Raw genomic sequence first — 24,963 nt, 5'->3', positions numbered from 1 at the left:
GCGACCCCAAGTCCTGTGCAACACCACAATTCGTTGGCGAGTGCTTCGCACTCGAGCGGGGCGGTGCGACGCTTCGCTGAATCCCCTCGCCACAAGGATTCGGTGGAAGGCAAAAGACATGCATAACCCCTGCGCCGTCATCCCCGTCTACAACCACGAAACCGCCATCGCCGCGGTGGTCCAGGCGTTGCTCGCCAACAACCTGCCCTGCGTATTGGTCGACGACGCCAGCAGCCCGACTTGCGCCGCCGTGCTGGAACGGCTGGCCGAGGATGAGCGGGTTCATCTGGTCCGGCTGGCCATCAACCAGGGCAAGGGTGGCGCCGTCATGTCCGGCCTGCGAGAAGCCTCGCGCCTGGGCTTCAGCCACGCCTTGCAGGTGGACGCCGACGGGCAGCACGACCTCGGCGACGTGAAAACCTTCATCGACCAGTCCCGCGCCCACCCGGAAGCGCTGATCTGCGGTTACCCGCAATACGACGCCAGCGTGCCGAAAGGTCGCCTGTACGCTCGCTACCTGACCCACGTCATGGTCTGGATCAACAGCCTGTCCTTGCAGATCCGCGACTCCATGTGCGGCTTTCGGGTCTACCCCCTGCCAGCGACCCTGGCGCTGATCAATTCGGCGAACATCGGCAGGCGCATGGATTTCGATTCGGACATCCTGGTGCGACTGGCCTGGCGCAACCAGCCGATGTGCTGGCTGCGTACCCGGGTCCACTACCCTCAGGACGGGGTTTCGCACTTCCGCCTGTTCCACGACAACGTGCTGATTTCCAGCATGCACACGCGGTTGTTCTTCGGCATGCTGGTGCGTTCTCCCCTGATTCTCTGGCGACGGTGGCGGACATGAGTATTGAGGCAGACAAACAGCATTGGGCCGACCGCCAGGAGCGCGGCAGTTTCTGGCTGATGAAACTCACGGCATTCGCCGCCAAAGTGCTGGGCCGTCGTCTGCTGAGCCCGGTGCTGTACGGCATCGTCCTGTACTTTTTCATTTTCGGTCGCAGCGCTCGCCAGGCCGCCTGGCAATATCAGCAGCGCCTGGCCGACTGGAGCGGCCGCATCGAACTGCGTCCTACCCACCGGAAAGTCTTCGGGCAGTTCATGGCCTTCGCCGACTCGCTGCTGGACAAGCTCGACGTGTGGAACGGCAAGCTGAGCATCGAGCAGATCGAAATCGTCGATACCGCACTGCTACGCAATCACCTGCGTGGCGCTCGCGGGCAGATGCTGGTGGGGGCACACCTAGGCAACCTGGAAATGTGCCGGGCCCTGGCCGAGCTGGGGGAAAAAGTCACCATGAACGTGCTGGTGCACACCAAGCACGCCGAACAATTCAATCGCCTGCTGGGTGAAGCCGGCGCCACGCACCTGCGGCTGATCCAGGTCAGCGAGCTGGATCCGGCGGTGATGCTGCAACTGAGCGAACGCCTGGAGCGCGGCGAGTGGCTGGCGATTGCCGGCGACCGCGTACCGCTGCACGGCGGGCGCAGCGTGACCGTGGACTTCATGGGTCACCCGGCCAACTTTCCCCAGGGGCCGTGGCTGCTGGCCGGCCTGCTGAAATGCCCGGTCAACCTGCTGATGTGCCTCAAGCACGAGGGGCGCTACCGCGTCACCCTCGAGCCTTTCGCCGATGCCGTACTGTGGAAGCGCACCGAACGCGAGCAAGTGATCGCCCACTGGGCCGGTCGCTACGCCGAGCGCCTGGCGCAATACTGCCTCCAGGCCCCCCAACAGTGGTTCAACTTTTACCCATTCTGGAAGACCGATGACGATGCCCACTCTTGAGCCGGTAACCTTCGGCGAACGCCCCTTGCGCATCGAAGACGTGCTGGCCCTGGCCAACCGTCAGGCGCCGACGCAGTTGCAGGATGATCCGGCGTTCCGCCAGCGCATCGCCAAGGGTGCGCAATTTCTCGACTCCCTGCTGGACAAGGAAGGGGTGATCTACGGCGTGACCACCGGCTACGGCGATTCCTGCGTGGTGGCCGTGCCGTTGCACCACGTCGAGGCGCTGCCGCGCCACCTCTATACCTTCCACGGCTGCGGTCTGGGCAAGCTGCTGGATGCCCAGGCCACCCGCTCGGTGCTGGCCGCGCGCTTGCAGTCGCTGTGCCACGGCGTGTCCGGGGTGCGGGTGGAACTGCTGGAACGGCTCCAGGCGTTTCTCGAACACGACATCCTGCCGCTGATTCCGGAAGAAGGTTCGGTGGGCGCCAGCGGCGACCTGACGCCGCTGTCCTATGTGGCGGCGACACTCTCCGGCGAACGGGAAGTGATGTTCCGTGGCGAACGCCGGATGGCCGCCGATGTGCACCGCGAACTGGGCTGGACCCCGCTGGTGCTGCGGCCCAAGGAAGCCCTGGCGCTGATGAACGGCACCGCCGTGATGACCGGCCTGGCCTGCCTGACCTTCGCCCGGGCCGACTACCTGCTGCAACTGGCAACCCGCATCACCGCGCTGAACGTCGTCGCCCTGCAAGGCAATCCGGAGCACTTTGACGAGCGCCTGTTCGCCGCCAAGCCACACCCGGGGCAGATGCAGGTCGCCGCGTGGCTGCGCAAGGACCTGGCGATCGACGCCCCGACCGCGCCGCTGCACCGCCTGCAGGATCGCTACTCCCTGCGCTGCGCACCTCACGTGCTTGGTGTGCTGGCCGACAGCCTGGGCTGGTTGCGCGCGTTCATCGAAACCGAACTCAACAGCGCCAACGACAACCCGATCATCGACGCCGAAGCCGAGCGGGTGCTGCACGGCGGGCATTTCTATGGCGGTCACATCGCCTTCGCCATGGACAGCCTGAAGAACCTGGTGGCCAACGTCGCCGACCTGCTCGACCGCCAACTCGCCCTGTTGGTGGACGAGCGCTACAACCATGGCCTGCCGAGCAACCTGTCCGGTGCCAGCGCCGAGCGGGCGATGCTCAACCATGGCTTCAAGGCTGTACAGATCGGTGCCAGCGCCTGGACCGCCGAAGCCCTGAAAAACACTATGCCGGCCAGCGTGTTCTCACGCTCCACCGAGTGCCACAACCAGGACAAGGTCAGCATGGGCACCATTGCCGCCCGGGATGCGATCCGCGTGCTGGAGCTGACCGAACAAGTCGCCGCCGCGACATTGCTGGCCGCCAACCAGGGCGTGTGGCTACGCAGTCGCGCCGAGGACGCGCGACCGCTGCCGCCGGCCCTGGCCGCCATGCGCGAACAACTGGCCGGGGACTTCCCGCCGGTCATCGAAGACCGCGCCCTGGAAGGCGAACTGCGCCTGTGCCTGCAACGCATCGCCGAGCAACACTGGAGGCTGCATGCGTAGCCAGGGCGTGCTGCATGTCGAGACACCGATTGTCGTGCCGTTTTTCGATGTCGATTCGATGAACGTGGTCTGGCACGGTCACTACGTCAAATACCTGGAAGTGGCCCGCTGTGCCTTGCTCGATGAGATCGGCCACAACTACAACGACATGCTCGCCGCCGGGTATGCGTGGCCGGTGATCGACCTGCAACTGCGCTACGTGCGCAGCGCGGTGTTCGGCCAGCCCCTGACCGTGCGCGCCAGCCTGGTGGAATGGGAGAACCGGTTGAAGATCAACTACCTGATCAGCGACACGGCCACCGGCGAACGCCTGACCCGCGCCAGTTCGGTGCAAGTGGCTGTGGACGTCACGACTCGCGAGATGCTGTTGGCCTCGCCCCGGGTGCTGGTCGACGCCGTCGAAAGGAAACTGTCATGAAACGCCTGACCCTCTGGTTGTCGCTGCTCTGCCTGTCGCCCCTGGCCCAGGCCTTCGACTTGCAGCAACTGAGCGAACAGTTGGCCCGCCCGGACGTCATTCACGGCCAGTTCATCCAGGAAAAGCACCTGCGCGCCCTGCCACAACCGCTCGTCAGCAAGGGGCATTTCGTGCTGGCGAAGAAACACGGCCTGCTGTGGCTGCTGCAGACGCCGCTGCAACAGGACTACCGCATCACCGCCCAGGGCATCGCCCGGCGGGACGGTAGCGCTTGGCAGATGCTGCCGAACAAGAGCGCCGGGGCCGAGCAGAACCGACTGTTCCTGGCCGTTCTGCAGGGCGACAGCAGTGGCCTGCTACGGGATTTCGAGTTGAGCCTGGCGGGCGAACCACAGCACTGGAAGTTGACCCTGACCCCGCGCTCGGTGCTGCTCAAACAGGTTTTCAACCAGATCAACATTGACGGCGGTGAGCTGGTGCAGCGCATCGAACTGCTGGAAACCCAGGGCGACAGCACGGTCCTGCGCATGCAGGACAACGTCGCCACGCAACCCTTGAGCGAAGCGGAGCAACATGACTTTGCCGAGTGAACGCAGGCTGCCACGGCTGTTCCTGATCCTGCTGCTGGCGGTGCTGGCGCTGGCCGGTTGGCAATGGCGCCACGGTGCGCCACTGTCGGCCAATCTCATGGAACTGGTACCGGGCACCTCCCCCGATGCCCTGGAGCTCGTCGCCGAACAGCGCATGCAAGAGCCACTGAATCGCGAGGTGCTGGTGCTGGTCGGTCACGCCGACCGCCAGCAAGCCATCGTCCTGGCGCAAACCCTTGGCGAGCAATGGCAGGCCAGCGGCCTGTTCGACCGGGTCCAGTGGACGCTGCAAGCCGATCTGCCGGCGCTGCGCACGCAATTACTGAATGGACGACTGGCGATGCTCTCGGCCGCGGACCGGCAGCAATTGATCGACCAGCCCCAGGCGTTCATTCAGCAGCGGGTGCAGGCCCTGTTCGACCCGTTCAGCGGTTTCAGCCTGGTACCGAGCCAGGATGACTGGCTGGGCCTGACCGGGCGCATCCAGAACAGCCAGCCCCAACGCGGCGCGATACAGCTGGACGTGGGCAGCGGCGCCTTGATCGCCGATGCCGATGGCAAAAGCTGGGTGATGCTACGGGCCCGCACCCAAGGCAACGCGTTCGACATGAACCTGCCGCTGCAAGTGGCCGATCTGCTGCAACGCAGCCGCGACCAGGCAGGCCAGGCCCAGGGGCAACTGTTGGCAGCCAGCGGCTTGCTCTACGCCGCCAGCGGCCAGCAACAGGCATCCAGGGAAATCACCTGGGTCGGCGGTGGCGCGACCTTCGGCATTCTGTTGCTGTTGCTGCTGGCCTTCCGACGCCTGCAGGTATGGCTGGCGTTCGTGCCGGTGCTGGTGGGCATGCTGTTCGGCGCGGTGGCCTGTGTGGCGCTATTCGGACGCATGCATGTCATGACCCTGGTGCTGGGCTCGAGCCTGATCGGCGTAGCGGTGGACTATCCGCTGCACTACCTGTCCAAGAGCTGGAGCCTCAAGCCCTGGCGCAGTTGGCCGGCCCTGCGCCTGACCCTGCCGGGGCTGAGCCTGAGCCTGGCGACCACCTGCATCGGCTATCTGGCCCTGGCCTGGACGCCCTTCCCGGCCCTGACCCAGATCGCGGTATTTTCCGCCGCCGGGCTGCTCGGCGCGTACCTGACCGCGGTCTGCCTGCTGCCGGCACTGCTCAAGGGCACGGACCTGCGTCCTGCCCAGTGGCCGCTGCGGCTTTGCGAACAACTGCTCAAGGTCCGCGAAGCGCTGCTGGCTCGGGTACGCACACCCATCCTGCTGGCGCTGCTGCTGATCTTCTGCGCCGGTGGGCTTTGGCACCTGAGCACGAAAAACGACATCCGCCAGTGGATCGGCACGCCCCAGCACCTGACTGACGAGGCCCGCGATATTGCCCGTATCACCGGTTTCCAGCCCACCAGCCAGTTCTTCCTGATTCGCGCCGACAATCAACCCCAACTGCTGGAACGCCAGACCGCCCTCAACGAGCGGCTGGACCAGTTGATCGGCCTGGAAAAACTCCAGGGCTACCTGTCGCTGAACCAGTTGGTCAGCCCACCGGCCGAACAGCAGAAAGTGCGCGAGGCCCTGGCTCGGCTCCCGGCGTTCTGGCAACCGCTCCTGGACCTGGGCGTGCCGGTCGCCGCGCTGCAAGCGGAGCTGACCCAATTGCAAGCCTTGCCGGTGGAAGACATCGATGCCGCGCTGACCGGTCCGTTGGCCGAGCCATACCGCACACTCTGGCTCGGCCCGACAGCGCAAGGCGTGGCCGCGATGGTCAGTTTGCAAGGCTTGAACGACGCCGCGCTGCTGCGCTTGCAGGCGGTGGACCTGCCCGGCGTGCAACTGGTGGATCGCCTGGGGGACCTGAACCGGGTGTTCGCTGCCACACAGATCAGCGCCGCCGAACTGAAACTGGCTTCCTGCGTGCTGATCGTGCTGGTGTTGATCTGGCCGTTCGGCGTCGGCGCAGCCCTGCGCATCGTCGCCCTGCCTTTGCTGGCCGCACTGTGCAGCCTGGCGAGCCTGGGCTGGCTGGGGCAGCCGCTGACACTGTTCAGCCTGTTCGGCCTGCTGCTGGTGACGGCTATCGGTGTCGACTACGCGATCCTGATGCGCGAGCAGATCGGCGGCGCCGCCGTGAGCCTGCTGGGCACGTTGCTGGCGGCGGTCACCACGTGGCTGTCGTTCGGCCTGCTGGCGCTTTCCAGCACGCCGGCGGTGAGCAACTTCGGCCTGGCGGTGAGCCTGGGGCTGGCGTTCAGCTTCTTGCTGGCGCCGTGGGCCGGGCGCCAGGCGCATGCAATGTCAGCGTTGGAACCCATCCAATGATGATCACGCCCCCTTCTCATTCAAACATCGCTGCCTCGGCAAGGAGTCCAAATGCCTGCAACTGAAATGGAACGTCGCCAGGTCGTCATCATCGGCGCAGGGCCGTCCGGCGCCATCGCGGCCGCGCTGCTCAAGCGCAAGGGGCACGATGTGCTGGTCATCGAACGCCAGCATTTCCCAAGGTTCTCCATCGGCGAGAGCCTGCTGTCCCATTGCCTGGACTTCGTCGAAGAGGCCGGCATGCTCGACGCGGTGAATGCCGCCGGTTTCCAGCGCAAGAACGGCGCGGCCTTCGCCTGGGGCGAGCGCTACAGCGCCTTCGATTTCGGCGACACCTTCAGCGAAGGCAAGCCCACCACTTTCCAGGTACAGCGCGCCGACTTCGACAAGCTGCTGGCCGATCAAGCCGCGTTGCAAGGCGTAGAGATCCGTTATGGCGAAGCCATCGCCAACGTCGACTTCAACCTCGCCAAACCACAACTGGGCGTGCAGCGCGAGGATGGCAGCGAATACCGGATCGAAGCCGGGTTCGTCCTCGACGCCAGCGGCTATGGACGGGTCCTCCCGCGTTTGCTGGACCTTGAGGCACCGTCGAACTTCCCGCTGCGCCAGGCGGTATTCACACACATCGAAGACCGTATCGATAACCCGGCCTTCGATCGCGAGAAAATCCTCATCACCACCCACCCGACCCAGCGTGATATCTGGTTCTGGACCATTCCGTTCAGTGGCGGGCGTTGCTCGGTGGGCGTGGTCGCGGCGGCGGAACATTTTGCCGGCCGCACCGACGACCTCGACGCCTGCCTGCGGGGCTTCATCGACGAGACCCCAAGCCTCGCCGGGGTGCTGGACAACGCGGTGTGGGATACCCCGGCGCGGACCATCGGTGGCTACTCGGCCAACGTCAAAACCCTGCACGGCTCAGGCTTCGCCCTGCTGGGCAATGCCGCGGAATTCCTCGACCCGGTGTTTTCCTCCGGCGTGACCATCGCCATGCGTTCGGCAAGCATGGCTGCCGACGTATTGCATCGTCAGTTGCAAGGTGAACCCGTGGACTGGCAAAGCGAGTTCGCCGAACCGCTCAAGCGCGGCGTCGATACCTTCCGCTGCTATGTCGAGGGCTGGTACGCCGGCACCTTCCAGGACGTGATCTTCTATACCGAAGGTTCGTCCGACATCCGCCGCATGATCAGCTCGATCCTGGCCGGTTATGCCTGGGATCAACGCAACCCGTTCGTCAGCGAACCCAAGCGACGCCTGCGCATGCTCTCGGAAATCTGTGCGAGCCCGGCCCCATGAGCGAGATGAACTACCTGAGCGACAGCTACGTCGAAGAAACCCGCTTCGGCTTCTGGTTCCTGCGCAGCCACACCTGGCAGCACCATGTGTTGCGCGTGGCGATCAATGACCTACGCGGCCTGTTCAGCACACCATTGCCGGCCTACCCGGTGTTGCTGGACGCCGGTTGCGGCCAGGGCAAGTCGTTCCAGTACCTGCGCCAGGTGTTCGCGCCACAGCGGCTGATCGGGGTCGATGCCGATCCCCACAGCCTGGCGCTGAGCGCCGAAGAAGCGGCCCGCCAGGGCATGGCCGTGGAACTGATCGGCAGCGACTGCGCAACCCTGGCGATACCGGATGCCAGCGTCGACCTGCTGTTCTGTCACCAGACCTTCCATCACCTGGTGGAACAGGAAAAGGCCCTGGCCGAGTTCTATCGCGTGCTCAAGCCCGGCGGTTATTTGATGTTCGCCGAATCCACCGAGGCCTACATCGATACCTGGGTCATCCGCTGGCTGTTCCGTCATCCCATGCAGGTACAGAAAAGCGCGGCGCAGTACCTGGAGATGATCCGCCAGCAAGGGTTCCAATTCGAAGCCGGCAACGTGTCCTATCCCTACCTGTGGTGGAGCCGCTCCAAAGATTTCGGCCTGCTGGAACGTTTTGGCCTGCGCCGCCCCCGGCCGTTCGGCGAGCGGGAAGAAACCCTGGTCAACGTCGTGGCCCGCAAGCCCGTCGAAGGAGCAGGCGAATGATTCGTACCGGCCTCGGCAGCCTGCTGATCGGCTGCTTGTTGCTGCTCAGTGCCTGCGCCAGCCACGCGCCACTGCCCGAGCGCACGCCAACCCTGGCGCTGCCGCTGCAATTGCACATCGAGCGACAAATGGCCGGCCAGCGCCAGGACTGGCTACTGGTGATCCAGCGCGAAGACGCTGGCATTCGCTGGTCGATGATGGACCCGCTGGGCATTCCCCTGGCCCGTCAGCGCCTGGTCGACGGCCAGTGGCAAGCCGACGGGCTGTTGCCCCCCAACGCCGAAGCGCGAGAACTGTTTGCCGCGCTGCTGTTCGCCCTGACACCGGAAACCGAACTGCCCGGCAACTACCCGACCGCCCGGCAACAGACTGGGCAACGAACCCTGGATTCCCGCTGGCAGGTGCGCTACAAGCAGCCGCTGGATTTTCAGCTAAGCCTGCCCCAAGGTCCCCACTACCGCATCACACCGTTGACCGAGAGCGCGCCATGACCGCCTATTTGAATGCCCTGGGTGTGATCTGCGCGCTGGGCCGCGATAAAGATGAAGTGGCGCGCAATCTGTTCGCCGGCGACTGCTCGGGCCTGCGTGTCGAAGCCGGGTGGGTGGCCGAGCGTGCCTTGCCGGTTGCCTCGGTGACCGGCGAACTGGCGCCCATCCCCGAAACCCTGGCCGTCCATGGCAGTCGCAACAATCAGTTGCTGCTGGAAGCCTGCATGCAGATCCGTGCCGAGATCGACCAGGCCATCCAGGCCTACGGCCGTGCTCGCATCGGCATCGTCCTGGGCACCAGCACCTCGGGGATCGACGAGGCCAGCCAGGGCATTGCCCATTACCTGCGCGAGCAGCGCTTCCCGGAGGGCTACGACTACCAGCAGCAGGAACTCAGCGCCCCGGCCAACTTTCTCTCCGACTGGCTCGGCCTGAGTGGTCCGTCCTATGTGATTTCCACCGCCTGCACCTCCAGCGCCCGCGCCTTGATGAGCGCCCGGCGCTTGCTCGACCTGGGCCTGTGCGATGCGGTGCTCTGTGGTGGGGTGGACAGCCTGTGCAAGCTGACCCTTAACGGTTTTTCGGCGCTGGAAGCGGTATCGGACGAACGCTGCAATCCGTTTTCGGTGAACCGTAGCGGCATCAACATCGGCGAGGCGGCCGTGCTGTTTCTCATGAGCAAAGCGCCAGGCAATGGAACGTCGATTGCCTTGCTCGGCGATGGCGCCAGCTCTGACGCCCATCATATTTCCGCCCCGGAGCCCAGCGGCCGTGGCGCTCGCCAGGCCATGGAGAAAGCCTTGCTCTGCGCGGGCCTCGAGGCCAGTCAGATCGATTACCTGAACCTGCACGGCACCGCCACGCAACACAACGATGCCATGGAAAGCCATGCGGTGGCCGGGCTGTTTCCGGACGGGATACCCTGTTCCTCCACCAAGCCCATGACCGGCCACACCTTGGGCGCGGCCGGGGCATTGGAAGCGGCATTCTGCTGGCTGAGCCTGAGTGCGGAAAACACCGCCGGGGCCCTGCCGCCGCATGTCTGGGACGGCCAGGCAGATCCTGAACTGCCGGCCCTGGCCTGGACCCGCGCCGACAGCCGCCTGAACCCGACCGGCCCCCGTCGCCTGATGAGCAATTCGTTTGCCTTCGGCGGCAACAACGTCAGCCTGATTATCGGAGATGCCCCATGATTGACTGGCCACTCGCCGAGCTGCTGCCCCACGCAGGCGACATGATCCTCATCGACCGCGTCGTGGCCTTCGATGACGAGCAGATCCGTACCCAGGCCACCGTCCGGCCCGGCGGCTTGTTCAACCGTGAAGACGGTGACCTGCCGGCCTGGGTCGGCATCGAACTGATGGCCCAGAGTGTCGCCGCGTTTGCCGGTTGCCATGCGCGCCGACGTGGTGATGCGGTGGAGCTGGGCTTCCTGCTCGGCACCCGCAAGTTCGAATGCAATGTCGACTGTTTTCCGGTCGGCACCGAGCTGGACATCCGCGGCGTGCGCTCGCTGGAAGACGACAACGGCATGGGTGTGTTCGAATGCCATATCGAAGCGCCCGGCATTCGCGCCACCGCCCGGTTGAACGTGTTCCGTCCGCCGCAGTCCGCCCACTACCTCCATGAACCGTCCGCAACAGGAAACCCGCCATGACTGAATCCGTACTGGTCACCGGCTCCAGCCGTGGCATCGGCCGCGCCATCGCCCTGCGCCTGGCCCAGGCCGGGCATGACATCGTGCTGCACTGCCGCAGCGGTCGTGCCGAGGCGCAAGCCGTCCAGGCCGAGATACAGGCCCTCGGACGCCAGGCCCGGGTCCTGCAGTTCGACGTGTCCGACCGTGCTGCCTGCAAAGCCATTCTCGAGGCCGACGTCGACACCCACGGCGCGTATTACGGCGTGGTGCTCAACGCCGGCCTGACCCGCGACGGTGCGTTTCCAGCGCTGAGCGAAGAAGATTGGGACGCGGTGATGCGCACCAATCTCGACGGTTTCTATAACGTGCTGCATCCGGTGATGATGCCGATGATCCGTCGTCGCGCCGCCGGACGGATCGTCTGCATCACCTCGGTTTCAGGGCTGATCGGCAACCGTGGCCAGGTCAATTACAGTGCGTCGAAGGCCGGACTGATCGGCGCGGCCAAGGCGTTGGCAATCGAGCTCGGCAAGCGCAAGATCACCGTCAATTGCGTCGCGCCAGGGCTGATCGATACCGCCATGCTCGATGAAAACGTACCCGTGGAAGAACTGATGAAAATGATTCCCGCCCAGCGCATGGGCACCCCGGAAGAAGTGGCTGGTGCGGTGAATTTCCTGATGTCCGCCGAAGCCGGCTACATCACCCGGCAGGTCCTGGCCGTCAACGGGGGCTTGTGCTGATGAAGCGTGTCGTCGTCACCGGCATGGCCGGCATCACTTCCGTGGGCAGCGATTGGGAGACCATCGCCGCCAACTTCGCCGCCAACCGCAGCGGCATCCGGCGCATGGACGAGTGGGACCGTTTCACTGAACTGAACACCCGCCTGGCCGGCCCCATCGATGACTTCCAGGTCCCCGCCCACTGGACACGTAAGCAACTGCGCAGCATGGGCCGGGTTTCGCGCCTGGCGGTGGGCGCGGCGGAACAGGCCCTGGCCGACGCCGGCCTGTTGGGTGACGAGTCGATCAAGGACGGACGCATGGGCGTATCCTGCGGCTCGTCCACCGGCAGCACCGACGAGGTCAAGGCGTTCGGCAACATGCTGCTCAACAGCGTGGCCGAAGGCCTGAACGCCAACTCCTATGTGCGGATGATGCCCCATACCACGGCGGCCAACATCAGCATCTTCTTCGGGCTTACCGGACGGATGATTCCCACCTCCAGCGCTTGCACCAGTGGCAGCCATGGCATCGGCTATGCCTACGAGGCGATCAAGTTCGGGCGCCTGCCGTTGATGATTGCCGGCGGCGCGGAAGAACTGTGCCCGACCGAAGCGATGGTCTTCGATGCGCTCTACGCCACCAGCCTGAAAAACGATGCGCCACAGACCAGCCCACGCCCTTACGACAAGGGCCGCGATGGCCTGGTGATCGGTGAAGGCGCCGGCATGCTGGTCCTTGAAGAACTGGAACATGCCCTGGCCCGCGGTGCGCGGATCCACGCCGAAATCGTCGGCTTCGGCAGCAATGCCGACGGCCAGCATGCCACCCGTCCCGAACTGGTTACCATGCGCCGGGCCATGGAACTGGCCCTGGAAGATGCGGGCCTCGAACCCTCCGCCATCGGCTATGTCAACGGTCACGGCACCGCCACCGAACAGGGCGACATTGCCGAAACCCTGGCCACCAGCAGCCTGTTCGGCGAACGCATGCCCATCAGTTCGCAGAAAAGCTTCCTGGGTCATACCCTGGGTGCCTGCGGGGCACTGGAGTCCTGGTTCAGCATCGAGATGATGAACCGCGACCGCTATGCGCATACCTGCAACCTCGACGAAGTCGACCCTCAATGCGGCCAGCTCGATTACCTGCGCCACGAGTTCCGGTCGATGAGTAACGAATACGTGATGAACAACAACTTCGCCTTTGGCGGGGTCAACACCTCGTTGATCTTTCGTCGCTGGCGCTGACTCCCGCTCCCTCTGGTCAAGGAGACCATGATGTCGTTGAAGAAAATCGCCGTTACCGCCGCCCTGTTGCTCAGCACCCTGCCGACCCTCAGCCAGGCCCGTGATACCGCGCTGTTCCTGCCTTTCGACAAGGTTGTCGCCGAAGCCATCCGCACCGGCAAGATCGACGGCAGCGTGAAGTTCTACCTGGCGGGCAACAAGCCGGCCGGCAACGTCACGGTGATCAGTCCTGGCGCGGTGACCAACAAGAAAACCAACGCCTTCAACAAGTCCGACGAAGTGGCCTGCGAATGGGTGCTGCAATCGGCGCTGATCAGTCTGCACCAGGCGGCCAAGAATGCCGGCGCCAATGCCGTGACCAATATCGTCAGCTTCTACAAGAGCAACGAGCGCAAAGACCCTGCAACCTATGAATGCCACGCCGGCGCGATCATGGCGGGAGTGGCATTGAAAGGGGATCTGTCGAAGGTGCAGTGAGCCTTTCGGCATTGATGTAGCCTGGCCTGCCGTCATCGCGAGCAGGCTCGCTCCCACAAGGGTTCTGTGCCCGGCGCAGGCGTTTGGTTCACTGAGAATCCCTGTGGGAGCGAGCCTGCTCGCGATAGGGGCAGGTCAGTCGACAGCGATGCCAACTGATCCACCGCTATCGCGAGCAAGCTCGCTCCCACAGGGATGTGTGCCAGGCACACTTCCTACCCTGCCTGACACCGCCACGTGCGGTATCTATCTACCACCCAGTCATAGCCCATCTTCAATAGGTTGTTCTTCCGAAAATTTCTCAGGAAGAGCACATGTTGGAAAACCCACCCTTACAGACCCATGGCGCCCCGCTGGTCAGCCTGCTGGAAAACTCGCAGCAAAAGATGATCCGCCTGAACGACACCGTTCCACGTGCCTCGAAGCAGCTTGAGATGCATCTGGATGACTGGCTCGGCAGAACCTTTCCCGCCTTGCCCGGCAACGTCGCCGCCAAGGAAATATTCGTATGCAGGCGCAAGGAAGGGGGCAGGACCACGACCCGTCTCGACACGCTTTTCTGGCGGGCAATCGCGGGCAAACTGAACGTCCGCGAGCTCTTCGACGCACCAGGCAACATTGACCTGGTCATTCAGCAGAATAACGCCACGGATACTCCCCCAGCCCTGAACAACAGTGACGCAAAGGAAAACCTCAGGCAGTTGCTCAGCATCACGCCGGATTCGTGCAAGCAACTGTTGACCCAGGCGCTGGACGACTTCTGGAGACCTGCCGATTCGAGGGTGGGCCGCAGTATCAGCGCCTGGCTGTCCGGTGAACTGGCGACACAGCTCAAGGCCCAGGCGGATCTGCACAAGCTGGACGGAACACTGAGCCCGTCAATGCACAGGGCCGTGACGGAGCGTGCGTTGCCGGCACCGAGCGCGGCGTCGCGTGCCCACATGACCGAATACCAGCGTCCCGGCGTGCATAGCCTGAGCCTGATCCCGCACCGCTGGGCTTTCAGCGTGCCCATGCCGGGAGCCGTCGTGCTGACGCAACATGACAATGCCAGCGAACCGGGAAGTGCGCTGCTGTACCGTCCGGGCGAGCCACTGCACATCTACGAGAACCTGGAAGCGCTCAAGGCCAGCCTGCTGGAAGACGGCAATCCCGGGGACGAGATCGACACCGCACCGATAGCCGAAAACTTCCTTGTCCGCTTGATCACTGAACTGCGGGCGTCGCAAAAGAACGCCGTAAGCAGTGTCCTGCTCAGCGGCCCCGCAGAGGCAGAGGAGATTGCGGCGTGGGTGAACAGGCTGGATGCGGCGGTGGACCTGGGGGATCGGCTGGATCTGGCGGCTGCCCTGGATGAGCGTGAGTTGCGATTGGGCCTGAAAAAGCTCGACGACTGGTTGCACGATAATCCGCACGTCACCGGTAGCGACCGTCTGGCGTGGTGGGAGGCGACCCGGGCATTGCAGGCAATCATGGTGGAAACGGTCCCTGCGCCAGATCCTGTGACGCTGGCGACCCCGGACGCCCTGCATGCCCGGACCCGCACTTTGTTGGCGGGTGTCATTCGCGAGAAATACCCGCCAGTCGACCCTGAAGACGTGTCGCTGAATATCAGGAAGCAGTTGAGCGATCCCCATGCCCCCACCGGCGGGTCACCGTTTGGGTCCGGAATATCCCAAGGCAGCGTCAGGGGAGTCATCGATGACCGCCGTTCACTGACGGAGTGGGCGATGTCCAACCTGACGCTGGACGAACGCAATGCCCCTCAGCCCACCGTAGAAGGGCCGCTGAGTTTTGCGCAGATTGTAGAGGTCATCGAAAGGGCCAATGTCGGCGCCCGACTGCCGACCGAGCTGCAGGTTGCGGCCCGGCAAACGCAGGCGCAATGGATGGCCCTGAAAGCCAAGCAGATGCGAGCCCAGGTCTGGGCAGCGCACATCTCCGGCGACCTGCGGCAGGACCGCGACAATACCGGGCTGAAACTGGTTCTGGCGGCGCTGGACAACCCCGTTGCGGCAGGGCGCGCCAAGGTCGGCGGGCACGAAGTGGTGGTCCGTCAGTTGCACTGGGGCGATAGCGTCCTGAAAGAAATACTGGCGTTTGGGGTCAAGACCCTGGCGAGCCGTCCCTCGCTGACGCTGTACACGCCGGGCGCGCCGGACGGCAAGACGTTCCGCGACGTGGATGCGACCAGCAGCCGAACCTTGGAAACCACCCTGGTGCAGACGCTTACCGCCACGCCGGAGATGACCCGCTGGCTCATCTCGCAGTTGCCGTTACTGGAACAGGCCGAACAGTTTGCGAGCCTGGTCCCCCTGTCGGAAGAGCTGACATTCGAGCAGAAGATCAAGCAAGTCGCGCAGTCCGTCTTCGCGTGGGTGAAGGACCGGGCACAGAATGATTTCGCCAGGAAAATCGCTTCGCCCGCGCTTGAGTCGAACCTGCTCCAGGTGCTGCATGAAACCCAGATAACCCACGCGATCAAGACCACGGAAATGCTGACGGTGACCAATGCCGAGCGCGACAGCGCTGCCGCGCAAGAGGGTCGCCGAAACGGCGTCATGCTGTTGACCGGTGCCATGTCGATGTTCCCGGTGGGGCGGCTGGGCGGCCTGTTGGGTCGCGCGATCCTGCCGACCATGGCGGGCGGTGCCGCGGTGTCGGCGATAAATGATGAAAATGGCAGCCTTCGCCAGTGGACTTCTGATTTCATCGGCGGGCTGGGAGAGGTCATGGCCGAGGCCGGGCAGGACTTGATCATGGCCCGCGCGGGACGTCGCCGGCGCCAGGCTCGTCCGGCGCTCTCCCCCGTCCCCCGCATGCCGGATCCGGAGCTGGAGCCCTATCGTCTCAAAGGGTTTGACGGACATGGATTGATCGCCGAGGGACGCCACCGCTACCGCGACGCAGGCGGACAGGGCTACCTGATGCTGGGGAAGGGTTACTACAAAACGGCGGTCCAGGCAGGCGAGCAGATCATTTACGCACCGAACAATCGCTCGAACCAGCGCACAGTCACTTGGGAAAACGACGGCTGGCGCGTTGAAGAGCGGCATCGGTTACGCGGAGGCGGCGCGCTCCAGAGCCTTCTCGGTAGGCCCCCGGAAACCCCGCAACAACGAACCTGCAATGCCTTGGTGGAGGGGGTGCTGGTCATGAATCGCTACCCTTCCCTCGAAGCAGTCAGCACCGCCAGGGACATTTTCCAGTCCATGCCTGACGCCCTGGCCGAACGCATATTTCGCGAGAGCATGGCGGATATAGGTTCACCCGACATAAACCGCTACCACGCCCAGATACTCGATTGGACTCAGGGGCGAGGCAACCTGTCCAGGCGCAAAGCCTTCCAGCAGGAACTATTGGACAAGATGAACACGTGGAGCATCGTCGTCCTTAGCAGTAAGGACATCGAAGCAAACGTGTTCAACGTTGCCCTGAACGACATCCAGAAAATAAAAATCTACGACACGATCCTGTCACACCGGAGCATGTTCTTTACCGAAGACCGGATTCGGGTCAATACAACGATCATCACGGATAACATCACCGGCGCCATATTCATGGCCTTCACCTCCAAAGGAAGCAGGAAGAAGGTGGCCATGGATAAGATCGCACAAGACACCCGGGAAATGCTCAATGCCGTGGAGGACAAGCTGGCTGCCAAGGCACAGGCGCTATTCCCGGGTAATGAGCCAGAAGCAAAGGCCGCCCGGGAAAAATACCTGGCTTCGGACGAATGCTATGACGAGTTGATTGCGGCTCTTCGGGAGGAGAAGCAACGCCGGCACAAACCCGGGCTGTTGACGGAAATAAGGAACAATCGAGTCCCTTATATCATCGCCAACAAGGGCCAGACGCAGCGCAATGTCATGTTGCTTACCGGAGATGACATTACAAACTTCACCAAGACGCTCGCCAACTACGAACCGTTCGATATCGACCTCGTGACCCAGGCCCGATCCCATAAAGTGACGGGCATCCAACCTCCCACCACGGCCCCGGCTCTACCCGCGCCATTACCGGCGGCGGACAAGTTCTCCGTCAACATCAGCACATTGGCTGAAACGCAGATGTCATATGCCAACTTTCCAGAAGCGGCCAAAACAAAAGTGAGGGAAATCACCGAAGATATTCGCGCCGGCAGGGTAACGACCAAGAGAATCAACCGATATTACTGGTACGACCTGGCCCAACTGGCCCCCGGTAGCGGCAGAAGTGCATGGCGCGCCGCGTTTGAACGCAAGGGCGACACCTGGATACTCCAGGGCTTTTACGATTACCACGTCAACAGGGCTGCGACGGTCTGGGAAGGCTAAGAAAAAAAAGGGCGCCTTTCGGCGCCCTTCTACATGCAGGTTGGTCATCCTCTCAGGTGCTGGCATGCAGCTTCAGCCCCAACGCTCTGACAACTTTCAAAATGGTGCCAAATTCAGGATTCCCCTCTCCCGACAAGGCACGATAAAGATTTTCCCGTGATAGCCCTGCATCTCGGGCCACTTGAGTCATTCCGCGAGCTCGTGCAATGGTCCCCAGGGCTTTTGCGATGAATGCGGGATCGTCTCCGGCCTCCTCCATGCATGCATCCAGATAATTGGCCATGTCCTCTTCGGTCTTGAGGTACTCGGCAGAGTCCCAACGAGTGAATTGTTCGGTCATGGGTTTTGCTCCTGCCAGGATTTCGCTATGAGCCTGGCTTGTTTGATATCACGGGTCTGACTGCTTTTATCACCGCCACACAGCAAAATGATCAACTGTCGGCCTTGCTGCATGAAATAGATTCGATAGCCGGGACCATAATCGATACGAGCTTCGCTCAAACCTTCCCCTATAGCTTTGACATCTCCCAGATTTCCATCAGCCATGCGATCGATTCGAACCTGAATGCGAATTCTGGCGCGGCTATCTGCCAGCTTTGAGAGCCAGCCGGAAAAGGTACAGCTTCGAATAAGCTCCGTCATATCGCGCAGTGTAGCTCTTGCGCTACAAATCATTCAAGCCAACATCAAGCCGTCCTTTCAGAACCGGAAATACCGGTATTTTCAGCCAACAACTCCACAAACGCCTTCGCCATCGGCGAACGCTGGTCCTTGCGCTGTACCAGCCACACCGCCGACACCGCCGCCGGGTCGAGCAATGGCCGATAGACCACGCCATCGACCCGTATCCGCTGGTAGGACGCCGGCAACACCGAGACGCCCAGCCCCGCCGCCACCAGGCCGATGATGGTCATGGCTTCGCCGGCTTCCTGGGCGAAGTGGGGGCTGAAGCCGGCGTCGCGGGCCAGGCTCAGGAGTTGGGCATAGAGGCCGCTGCCGTAGCTGCGGGGGAAGAACACGAACGGTTCCTGCGCCAGGGCCGAGAGCAACAAGCCTTCGTCGCTGCTTTGGGCCAGCGGGTGTTTGGAGCTGAGTACCGCCACCAGCGGTTCGCGGCTGAGTTCAATTTCGCTCAAGGCGTCGGGCAGCGGCAGGGGGCGCATGATGCCGATCTCGATCGTTTCGTCCAGCAACGCATCGGCCACCTGGGTACTGCTCATTTCCCGCAGGTTCAAGTGCACGGCCGGGAACCGCTGGCGGAACGAAAAGATTGCCTGGGGAATGGTGGAGTTGAACGGCGCCGAAGAGGTGAAACCGATCTTCAGCTCACCCAGCTCCCCCTGTTGGGCACGACGCGCCACGTCGGCGGCCTTGTCAACCTGGGCCAGCACCCGCCGCGCTTCTTCGAGGAACAGTCGACCGGCTTCGCTCAACTCGACCCGACGATTGGTGCGCTCGAACAAGCGTGCGCCGATCTCCTGCTCCAGCGCCTGGATCTGCTGGCTCAGGGGCGGTTGGGAGATCCCCAGTGCCAGGGCGGCGCGGCCGAAATGCAGCTCTTCGGCCACGGCGATGAAGTAACGCAGGTGACGCAGTTCCATGGGCAATCCAATAGGTCGAAAAACGTCTTAAACAGGTCGAACAATATATTGGATAGAAACATTAGCCGGCTATATGCTTTTTTCATTGCCTGCCTGATCGTGCTCTTGCGAGGTCCATCGTGAAAACTGCTGTCGCGCCACTGGCCCATGAAATCCCTTCTCGCGTACAGGACGACGTCGTCACTGAATTGAAGGACATCTACATCGAGAAAGGCACGCCGATGTTCATGCACACGGTGCTGGCGCTGTTCTGTGGCGGCTTCGCGACCTTCGCCCTGTTGTATTGCGTACAGCCGATGATGCCGCTGTTGTCCAGGGAGTTTTCCATCAACGCGGCCCAGAGCAGCCTGATCCTGTCGGTGGCGACCGGCCTGCTTGCCATCGGCCTGTTGATCACCGGGCCGATCTCCGACCGCATCGGCCGCAAGCCGGTGATGGTCGCAGCGCTGTTCGCCGCCGCACTGTGCACCGTTGCCAGCGCGATGATGCCGACCTGGCACGGCGTACTGCTGCTACGGGCCCTGGTAGGGCTGTCGTTGAGCGGATTGGCCGCCGTCGCGATGACCTACTTGAGTGAAGAAATCCACCCCAGACACATCGGCCTGGCGATGGGGCTGTACATCGCCGGCAACGCCATCGGCGGCATGTGCGGGCGCCTGATCGCCGGGGTGCTGATCGACTTTGTCACTTGGCACACCGCGATGCTGGTGATCGGCGGGCTGGCCCTGATCGCCGCAGCGGTGTTCTGGAGGATTCTTCCCGAGTCGCGCAACTTCCGTCCGCGCTCGCTGCATCCACGCAGCTTGCTGGACGGCTTCACCCTGCACTTTCGTGACGCCGGCCTGCCGCTGCTGTTCCTGGAAGCCTTCGTGCTGATGGGCGCCTTCGTGACGCTGTTCAACTACATCGGCTATCGCCTGCTGGCCGCGCCTTATCGCATGGACCAGGCGTTCGTCGGACTGCTGTCGGTGGTGTACCTGTCGGGCATCTACAGCTCGGCGAAAATCGGCGCACTGGCCGACAAGCTCGGCCGTCGCAGGATGCTCTGGGCCACCATCGCACTGATGCTGGCCGGTCTCGCGCTGACCATGTTCACACTGCTGCCCCTGGTGATCCTGGGCATGCTGGTGTTCACCTTCGGTTTCTTCGGTGCCCACTCGGTCGCCAGCAGTTGGATCGGCCGCCGCGCCCTCACCGCCAAGGGCCAGGCATCGTCCCTTTATCTGTTCAGCTATTACGCCGGCTCGAGCGTGGCCGGCACCGCCGGCGGCGTGGCCTGGCACCTGGGTGGATGGAACGGTGTCGGCCTGTTCATCGCTGCCTTGCTGGTCGTGGCGTTGTGGGTGGCGGTGAAACTGGCGAAGTTGCCGGTGCTGCCAGGCAACATGCAGGTCTGACCCCCTTGTGGCGAGGGGATTTATCCCCGTTGGGCTGCGAAGCGGCCCTTGGATTCGATGAATAATTCAGTTCGAAGGCGAGCGCTGCGCACTCGAACGGGGATAAATCCCCTCGCCACAAGTCCTCTTTTTGACCAAGGAGTGAGGACACATACCCGGCCAATCATTGACGCAACACCACCCGCGCCTCCAACACGCCATCTCGCGCTTCCAGGGCCAGCGATTGCATGACCACGCCGTCCCGCTCGTGACGATCCAGCCAATGCAGCAGCGCATTGGTATCCCCCGTGACGGTGAGCCGCAATGAATCGCCATCGATCTCCATTTCGGCTATTTCCAATCCCGCCGCTGTCGCGCTGTCGTTGACGCGTACCGACAACGGACGGGAAGCGGCGAGCGTGTCCTGGTCGGGCTCGGCACGCTGGATCCGGGCATTCAGTTGCACCTGTTGGCGATATTGTCGTTCAGCAATCTCCAGGCGTTGGCGAGTGGGTTGCCAGATCGCGGTATAACCCACGACCACCAGGACCAGCCCCGCGAGGCCCAGCAACAACCGTTGTTCGCGGCAGGACATTGCTCCCCAGGCCTGCTTCAGCCGCGTCCATCCAATGATGCTCATCAACTGTCCTCCAGGGTGAGGGTCGCCTGTACCCGGTTGTTCTGCTTGCTGGCGCTGCCCAAGGTGAGGGGCAGGCCGTTTTGCTGCCCGCGTTCACGCAGTTGCTCAAGTTCGATGAAGCTGTTGGCCGTCAGCTGGATCTTCCAGCCTTCGTGCTCTCGAAACTCGATGCGCTGCACCTCGACATGACTGGCGCCAACCACCTGCTCCGTCAGGCGGGCCAGCCGGGCGACCTGGGTGTCCTGGTTTTGGCCGCGACGCTGCTGCAAAGCCTGGAACTGCGCCGCCAGGTCGACAATATGATCCTGCCCGGGATACAGCGACCTGAATCGCTGCTCGCCCTGGGCATGCAAACGACGGGTTTCGCTTTGCAGAAAACCGATGCGGGTTTCGCCAAACGCCCAGGTCAGCACAAACACGCCCAGCACAGCCGTCGCTGCAACATGCCAGGGCAGACGCTGGCGCCGCCGCCGGAACTCGCCCTGCAGCAGGTTGATGGGATGCCCGTTGGTGTTTAGCAGCCAGTCATCGATACCAGAGCGGTCGGTCGCCTCGTCCAGCCAGTGAATGTCTTCGGACAAGCTCGGCTTGAGCGTTGCCAAAGCTTGGGCCGACAGTGCCATCCGCGCCGCCAGCGCTCCGCCCAACAGCCAGCGACCGAACCAGCGCACCCCGAAAGCCTGGTCCTCGGCAATCAGGTCGGCATCGACATGGATCCCACGCACATCGACGCCATGGTCATCGAGCAACGCCAGCAGTGCCTGGAACCGGGCCCGCTGAATCACCAGCAACGGATAGCGCTGCTGACGGTCTCGCAGGCCGATGGCGAGGTGCAGTGCCTCCAGGTTCTCGCTCAGTTGCTCTTCGATGGCGAATGCCAAAGCCTGGGGCCGGGGCTGGCGTCGAGAGGGCCACGGATCGCTGCGCATCCAGCTGCACATTTCCATCGGCAACAGCACATCGACGACCCGCCCGTTCAACTCGCGGGCGGCTTCATGCAACGGCAGGCAGCGTCGTTCGCCCGAGGGCGACCACACGCTGCATCGCCAGTTGGCACAAGGGGTGCCCATGCCTTCAGCGGTCAGGTAAAGCCAGGTTTTCATAAGGAAGCTCACGGGGGCTGATGGGTAGAAAACGGCGCTGGCGAACCGTCCAGTGCCCGGTCACCGGATCTCGTTCGATATCCGAGGCCAGCCGCAGATGGCGGTCCGCTTGAGTCACGCTCACGGTGATCCGAAACCAGCGGCTGCTCACGTCCAGGCCATGGCTGCTCAGGCCCAGGCCGGACAGCAGCGGGTCGCCGGTGAACGCCTGGACACTGGCATAGGGCGTGTCGGAACGCCGTGCGATCACGGCCTTTGCAGGTCCGGCGTCCAGGCCATCCAGGGTCATCAGGATCTGCTGCGGTGCGGTGTTGATATTCAGCCGTGCGTCCTTGGGCAGCAGTGCCACCCAAGGCTCCAGGCGTTGCAGGGTGTGACCGTCGATACCGGGCAACAGGCGCAGCTGACTCAATTCCTCCAGCGCGCCGACCTGGGGCAGCGACAGCGCCGGTAGATCCAGCAGGGCGAGCAATCGGCTCCAGCGCCCCAAGGTCACTTGATCGATCTGTCCGTGGGCCAGCAGTGGGTTGAGGTTCAGACGCCCGGACAGATCCTCGATATCGACGTCTACCCTGGCGTCTTCCAGCGTCAGTGCAGGCGCCAGCCGGGCCCAGTCCTGGCTCAGGTCAACCGGCCCGGCCAGGGTTTTCAAGCTGTCTTCCAATACGACTTGCCCCCAGGCCTCAGCGGCCAGCCCCAATTGACGCAGCTGGACCTGTTGCAACTGCTGCGCGCTGCTGTGCAACAACAGGCGATGGCTGCGCAACATGCCACCGACCAGCAGCAACGCCAGACTCAACACCAGCAGCACACTGATCAACGCCACCCCGTCTTGGCGCCTCATGGCAACGCTCCCGGCAACAACAGCACCCGACGAACCTGCTCGAAGCGTCCCGCCGACACGGTCAGCTCCAATGCCAGCGGTGGGGCATCGCCCGCCGTTTCGCCGTGCCAACCCCGTTGCGGGTCAAACAGACGCCAGCCCAGGCTGCGGACATCGTCGAGCAACCTCTGCCGCTGCACACTGGTCGTTCCCTCACCGAAGCTGTCGCGCCACAACACTGCGCCCTCAAGTCGATAGCTCACCGTCTGCCGTTCGCTGCGCGGCTGATCCAGCGGATTGCGCCAATGGCTACGTTGCAATTGCAGGCGTTCCGGCGCGAGCACAACGGAATCGGCGACGGCCTGCCACACATCGCGCTCGATCACTGCCACGGCGCGCTGCAAGGCCCTGACTTCCCGCTCATGCTGACCGGCCCCTTGCTGAGTACGTACGACAGCGTCGAACAGACGCCAACCGGCGAGGCCGAGCAGCGCAAAGAGCGCGATGGCGATGACCAGTTCCAACAAGGTGAACCCCGACTGTCTATTCATGACGGTTGCGGATCCACCCGGTCACCTGGTGTACGGCGGACGTGCTGCCGGCGCGGCTGACCTGGATGTCGACTTGCAGCAGACGCGGGTCGCGGGCCGGGGCGATGTGCTGTTGCAGGGCCCAGTCGCGACGATCCAGCGACCGGGTCAGGTGCTGTCGGCCCGGCGGCGTGACGGCTTGCAGGCGCAGCTCGCTCAATTGGTTGTCGGCCAGCCAGGCACCGAACAGGCGGTCCTCGAGCGCGGCACTTTGCCTGAGCACGAACTGGCTGGCCGACAGCACAGCCGCTGCCACCGTCGCAAAAATCGTCAGGGCGATCATGACCTCCAGCAAGGTAAATCCCCTGCAAGCGGCCGGTCGGCGAAACTCACTCATCAATCGACGGCTCCGCCAGACCATCGCTCGACACCTGGGCGATACGCTGGCCGGCAATCTTCACGAACAACCTGAACGGGCTGATCTCGTCGCTGCTGAGCATCAGCAATTGCGGTGCGCCTGGCGTCTCGTCGAGGACCCAGACGTGGCCGTCCTGCTCCAGCCCAAACGTCATGCCTTCAGGTAACCGGTGCATGGCCGTCACCGCTGTCCAACCCCGGGCGTCGAGTCGCAATGCCTGATAACCGCGAGGCTGGACCCGCACACCGTATTCCAGCCCATCCAGCACCGCCCGCTCGCGCAACTGTTGCACCACTCGGACGAAGTCCTGGGCCTGCTGGCGGGCCTCACGCGCCGGGCTCGGCCCGATGGCGAGGCTGACCATGCCCGCCAACACGCCGATCAGGACCATGACCACCATCAACTCCAGCAAGGTGAAACCTCGACAATGACGGCTCATGCTCATTCGGCCCAGTTGCCGATGTCGGCCGCTGCGCCATCACCGCCCGGCTCACCATCGGCGCCCAGCGAGTACAGGTCGTAGCTGCCATCGAGTGCCTTGAGGCCAGGGTTGAGATACTGGTAGGGCGTGCCCCAGGGATCGACCGGCAGGTTTTTCAGATAACCCTGTACGTTCCAGTTCTTTGCGACGGGGGTGCCGGAGGGACGTTTGCTCAGCGCCTCGAGACCCTGCCGGGTCGACGGGTACTGGAAGTTATCGAGCCGGTACATTTCCAACGCGGTGGAAATCGCCTGGATATCGGTGCGGGCGGCCGTGACCTTGGCCTGGTCGGGCCGGCTCATGAACTGCGGCACCACCATGGCGCCCAGCACGCCGATGATGACCACCACCACCATGATTTCGATCAGGGTAAAGCCGTGTTGGGAGCGTACGGCTCGGTTGCTTTGAAGTTTCAT

The 24,963-nt window shown here is 63.3% G+C and carries 26 protein-coding genes; 16 read left to right on the top strand and 10 right to left on the bottom strand.

Features of this window, described 5'->3' with window-relative positions; all coding sequences use genetic code 11:
• The first annotated feature begins 118 nt into the window (after positions 1-118).
• From LOY67_RS02250 to LOY67_RS02180, 15 genes are all read left to right on the top strand, one after another.
• Positions 119-853: a glycosyltransferase family 2 protein gene (locus LOY67_RS02250; RefSeq protein WP_265065759.1), complete on the top strand. Its 735-nt coding sequence runs from the start codon at positions 119-121 to the stop codon at positions 851-853.
• Complete coding sequence (locus LOY67_RS02245; protein ID WP_265065758.1) at positions 850-1,794, top strand: glycosyl transferase; 945 nt, start codon at positions 850-852, stop codon at positions 1,792-1,794. Before LOY67_RS02250 ends, LOY67_RS02245 begins: the two co-directional genes overlap by 4 nt.
• Complete coding sequence (locus tag LOY67_RS02240; protein ID WP_265065757.1) at positions 1,775-3,319, top strand: HAL/PAL/TAL family ammonia-lyase; 1,545 nt, start codon at positions 1,775-1,777, stop codon at positions 3,317-3,319. The genes LOY67_RS02245 and LOY67_RS02240 overlap by 20 nt, the downstream gene beginning before the upstream one ends.
• Positions 3,312-3,737, top strand: a complete 426-nt coding sequence (locus LOY67_RS02235) for an acyl-CoA thioesterase (protein WP_265065756.1) — start codon at positions 3,312-3,314, stop codon at positions 3,735-3,737. Before LOY67_RS02240 ends, LOY67_RS02235 begins: the two co-directional genes overlap by 8 nt.
• A complete protein-coding gene (locus LOY67_RS02230) occupies positions 3,734-4,327 on the top strand; it encodes an outer membrane lipoprotein carrier protein LolA (protein ID WP_265065755.1) in 594 nt (197 codons plus the stop codon). Before LOY67_RS02235 ends, LOY67_RS02230 begins: the two co-directional genes overlap by 4 nt.
• Complete coding sequence (locus tag LOY67_RS02225) at positions 4,311-6,650, top strand: MMPL family transporter (RefSeq protein ID WP_265065754.1); 2,340 nt, start codon at positions 4,311-4,313, stop codon at positions 6,648-6,650. The genes LOY67_RS02230 and LOY67_RS02225 overlap by 17 nt, the downstream gene beginning before the upstream one ends.
• 51 nt (positions 6,651-6,701) lie before the next feature.
• Positions 6,702-7,949, top strand: coding sequence for an NAD(P)/FAD-dependent oxidoreductase (locus LOY67_RS02220; RefSeq protein WP_265065753.1), 1,248 nt, complete (start codon positions 6,702-6,704; stop codon positions 7,947-7,949).
• Positions 7,950-7,954: 5 nt separating this feature from the next.
• Positions 7,955-8,683, top strand: coding sequence for a class I SAM-dependent methyltransferase (locus LOY67_RS02215; protein WP_265067680.1), 729 nt, complete (start codon positions 7,955-7,957; stop codon positions 8,681-8,683).
• Positions 8,680-9,174 carry a DUF3261 domain-containing protein gene (locus tag LOY67_RS02210; protein WP_265065752.1) on the top strand — a complete coding sequence of 165 codons (495 nt, stop codon included), beginning with the start codon at positions 8,680-8,682 and terminating at the stop codon, positions 9,172-9,174. Before LOY67_RS02215 ends, LOY67_RS02210 begins: the two co-directional genes overlap by 4 nt.
• The gene (locus tag LOY67_RS02205; protein ID WP_265065751.1) at positions 9,171-10,367 is read left to right on the top strand and encodes a beta-ketoacyl-[acyl-carrier-protein] synthase family protein; all 1,197 of its coding nucleotides are present in this window, start codon (positions 9,171-9,173) and stop codon (positions 10,365-10,367) included. Before LOY67_RS02210 ends, LOY67_RS02205 begins: the two co-directional genes overlap by 4 nt.
• Positions 10,364-10,831 (top strand): hotdog family protein, encoded by a 468-nt coding sequence (locus LOY67_RS02200; RefSeq protein WP_265065750.1) that lies wholly within the window; start codon positions 10,364-10,366, stop codon positions 10,829-10,831. Before LOY67_RS02205 ends, LOY67_RS02200 begins: the two co-directional genes overlap by 4 nt.
• Positions 10,828-11,556 carry a 3-oxoacyl-ACP reductase FabG gene (fabG, locus tag LOY67_RS02195; RefSeq protein ID WP_265065749.1) on the top strand — a complete coding sequence of 243 codons (729 nt, stop codon included), beginning with the start codon at positions 10,828-10,830 and terminating at the stop codon, positions 11,554-11,556. Before LOY67_RS02200 ends, fabG begins: the two co-directional genes overlap by 4 nt.
• Entirely contained in the window at positions 11,556-12,782 is a 1,227-nt protein-coding gene (locus LOY67_RS02190; RefSeq protein WP_265065748.1) for a beta-ketoacyl-ACP synthase, read from the top strand. The genes fabG and LOY67_RS02190 overlap by 1 nt, the downstream gene beginning before the upstream one ends.
• 30 nt (positions 12,783-12,812) lie before the next feature.
• Entirely contained in the window at positions 12,813-13,259 is a 447-nt protein-coding gene (locus tag LOY67_RS02185) for an excinuclease (RefSeq protein WP_265065747.1), read from the top strand.
• Positions 13,260-13,645: 386 nt separating this feature from the next.
• The gene (locus LOY67_RS02180) at positions 13,646-17,575 is read left to right on the top strand and encodes a dermonecrotic toxin domain-containing protein (protein ID WP_265065746.1); all 3,930 of its coding nucleotides are present in this window, start codon (positions 13,646-13,648) and stop codon (positions 17,573-17,575) included.
• 52 nt (positions 17,576-17,627) lie between these two features.
• On the opposite strand, the gene LOY67_RS02175 is transcribed toward LOY67_RS02180, so the two are convergent.
• The 3 genes from LOY67_RS02175 to LOY67_RS02165 are packed head-to-tail and all read right to left on the bottom strand — an operon-like array spanning position 17,628 to position 19,176.
• A complete protein-coding gene (locus tag LOY67_RS02175) occupies positions 17,628-17,915 on the bottom strand; it encodes an addiction module antidote protein (RefSeq protein ID WP_041021981.1) in 288 nt (95 codons plus the stop codon).
• The gene (locus LOY67_RS02170) at positions 17,912-18,217 is read right to left on the bottom strand and encodes a type II toxin-antitoxin system RelE/ParE family toxin (RefSeq protein WP_265065745.1); all 306 of its coding nucleotides are present in this window, start codon (positions 18,215-18,217) and stop codon (positions 17,912-17,914) included. The genes LOY67_RS02175 and LOY67_RS02170 overlap by 4 nt, the downstream gene beginning before the upstream one ends.
• A 44-nt stretch (positions 18,218-18,261) precedes the next feature.
• Positions 18,262-19,176, bottom strand: coding sequence for a LysR family transcriptional regulator (locus LOY67_RS02165; protein ID WP_265065744.1), 915 nt, complete (start codon positions 19,174-19,176; stop codon positions 18,262-18,264).
• A gap of 140 nt (positions 19,177-19,316) precedes the next feature.
• On the opposite strand from LOY67_RS02165, the gene LOY67_RS02160 reads away from it, so the two are divergent.
• Positions 19,317-20,573, top strand: a complete 1,257-nt coding sequence (locus LOY67_RS02160) for an MFS transporter (protein ID WP_413776193.1) — start codon at positions 19,317-19,319, stop codon at positions 20,571-20,573.
• Between the two features lie 163 nt (positions 20,574-20,736).
• Here the strand turns inward: LOY67_RS02160 and LOY67_RS02155 are convergent, their stop codons facing one another.
• From LOY67_RS02155 to gspG, 7 genes are read right to left on the bottom strand one after another with little or no spacing between them, the layout of a single operon-like run.
• On the bottom strand, positions 20,737-21,192 hold the full coding sequence (locus tag LOY67_RS02155; RefSeq protein WP_265065742.1) for a type II secretion system protein M: 456 nt from the start codon (positions 21,190-21,192) through the stop codon (positions 20,737-20,739).
• A complete protein-coding gene (gspL, locus tag LOY67_RS02150) occupies positions 21,192-22,295 on the bottom strand; it encodes a type II secretion system protein GspL (RefSeq protein ID WP_265065741.1) in 1,104 nt (367 codons plus the stop codon). The genes LOY67_RS02155 and gspL overlap by 1 nt, the downstream gene beginning before the upstream one ends.
• Positions 22,267-23,139, bottom strand: coding sequence for a type II secretion system protein GspK (locus tag LOY67_RS02145; RefSeq protein WP_265065740.1), 873 nt, complete (start codon positions 23,137-23,139; stop codon positions 22,267-22,269). Before LOY67_RS02145 ends, gspL begins: the two co-directional genes overlap by 29 nt.
• Positions 23,136-23,669 carry a type II secretion system protein GspJ gene (locus LOY67_RS02140; protein ID WP_265065739.1) on the bottom strand — a complete coding sequence of 178 codons (534 nt, stop codon included), beginning with the start codon at positions 23,667-23,669 and terminating at the stop codon, positions 23,136-23,138. Before LOY67_RS02140 ends, LOY67_RS02145 begins: the two co-directional genes overlap by 4 nt.
• Complete coding sequence (gene gspI / locus LOY67_RS02135) at positions 23,662-24,045, bottom strand: type II secretion system minor pseudopilin GspI (RefSeq protein WP_265065738.1); 384 nt, start codon at positions 24,043-24,045, stop codon at positions 23,662-23,664. The genes LOY67_RS02140 and gspI overlap by 8 nt, the downstream gene beginning before the upstream one ends.
• Positions 24,038-24,505: a type II secretion system minor pseudopilin GspH gene (gene gspH / locus LOY67_RS02130; RefSeq protein WP_265065737.1), complete on the bottom strand. Its 468-nt coding sequence runs from the start codon at positions 24,503-24,505 to the stop codon at positions 24,038-24,040. Before gspH ends, gspI begins: the two co-directional genes overlap by 8 nt.
• A 2-nt stretch (positions 24,506-24,507) precedes the next feature.
• Positions 24,508-24,963, bottom strand: coding sequence for a type II secretion system major pseudopilin GspG (gspG, locus tag LOY67_RS02125; protein ID WP_265065736.1), 456 nt, complete (start codon positions 24,961-24,963; stop codon positions 24,508-24,510).

The organism is Pseudomonas sp. B21-056 (genome assembly GCF_026016325.1).
Taxonomy (GTDB): Bacteria; Pseudomonadota; Gammaproteobacteria; order Pseudomonadales; family Pseudomonadaceae; genus Aquipseudomonas.
This window is presented reverse-complemented; position numbering and strand designations above follow the sequence as displayed.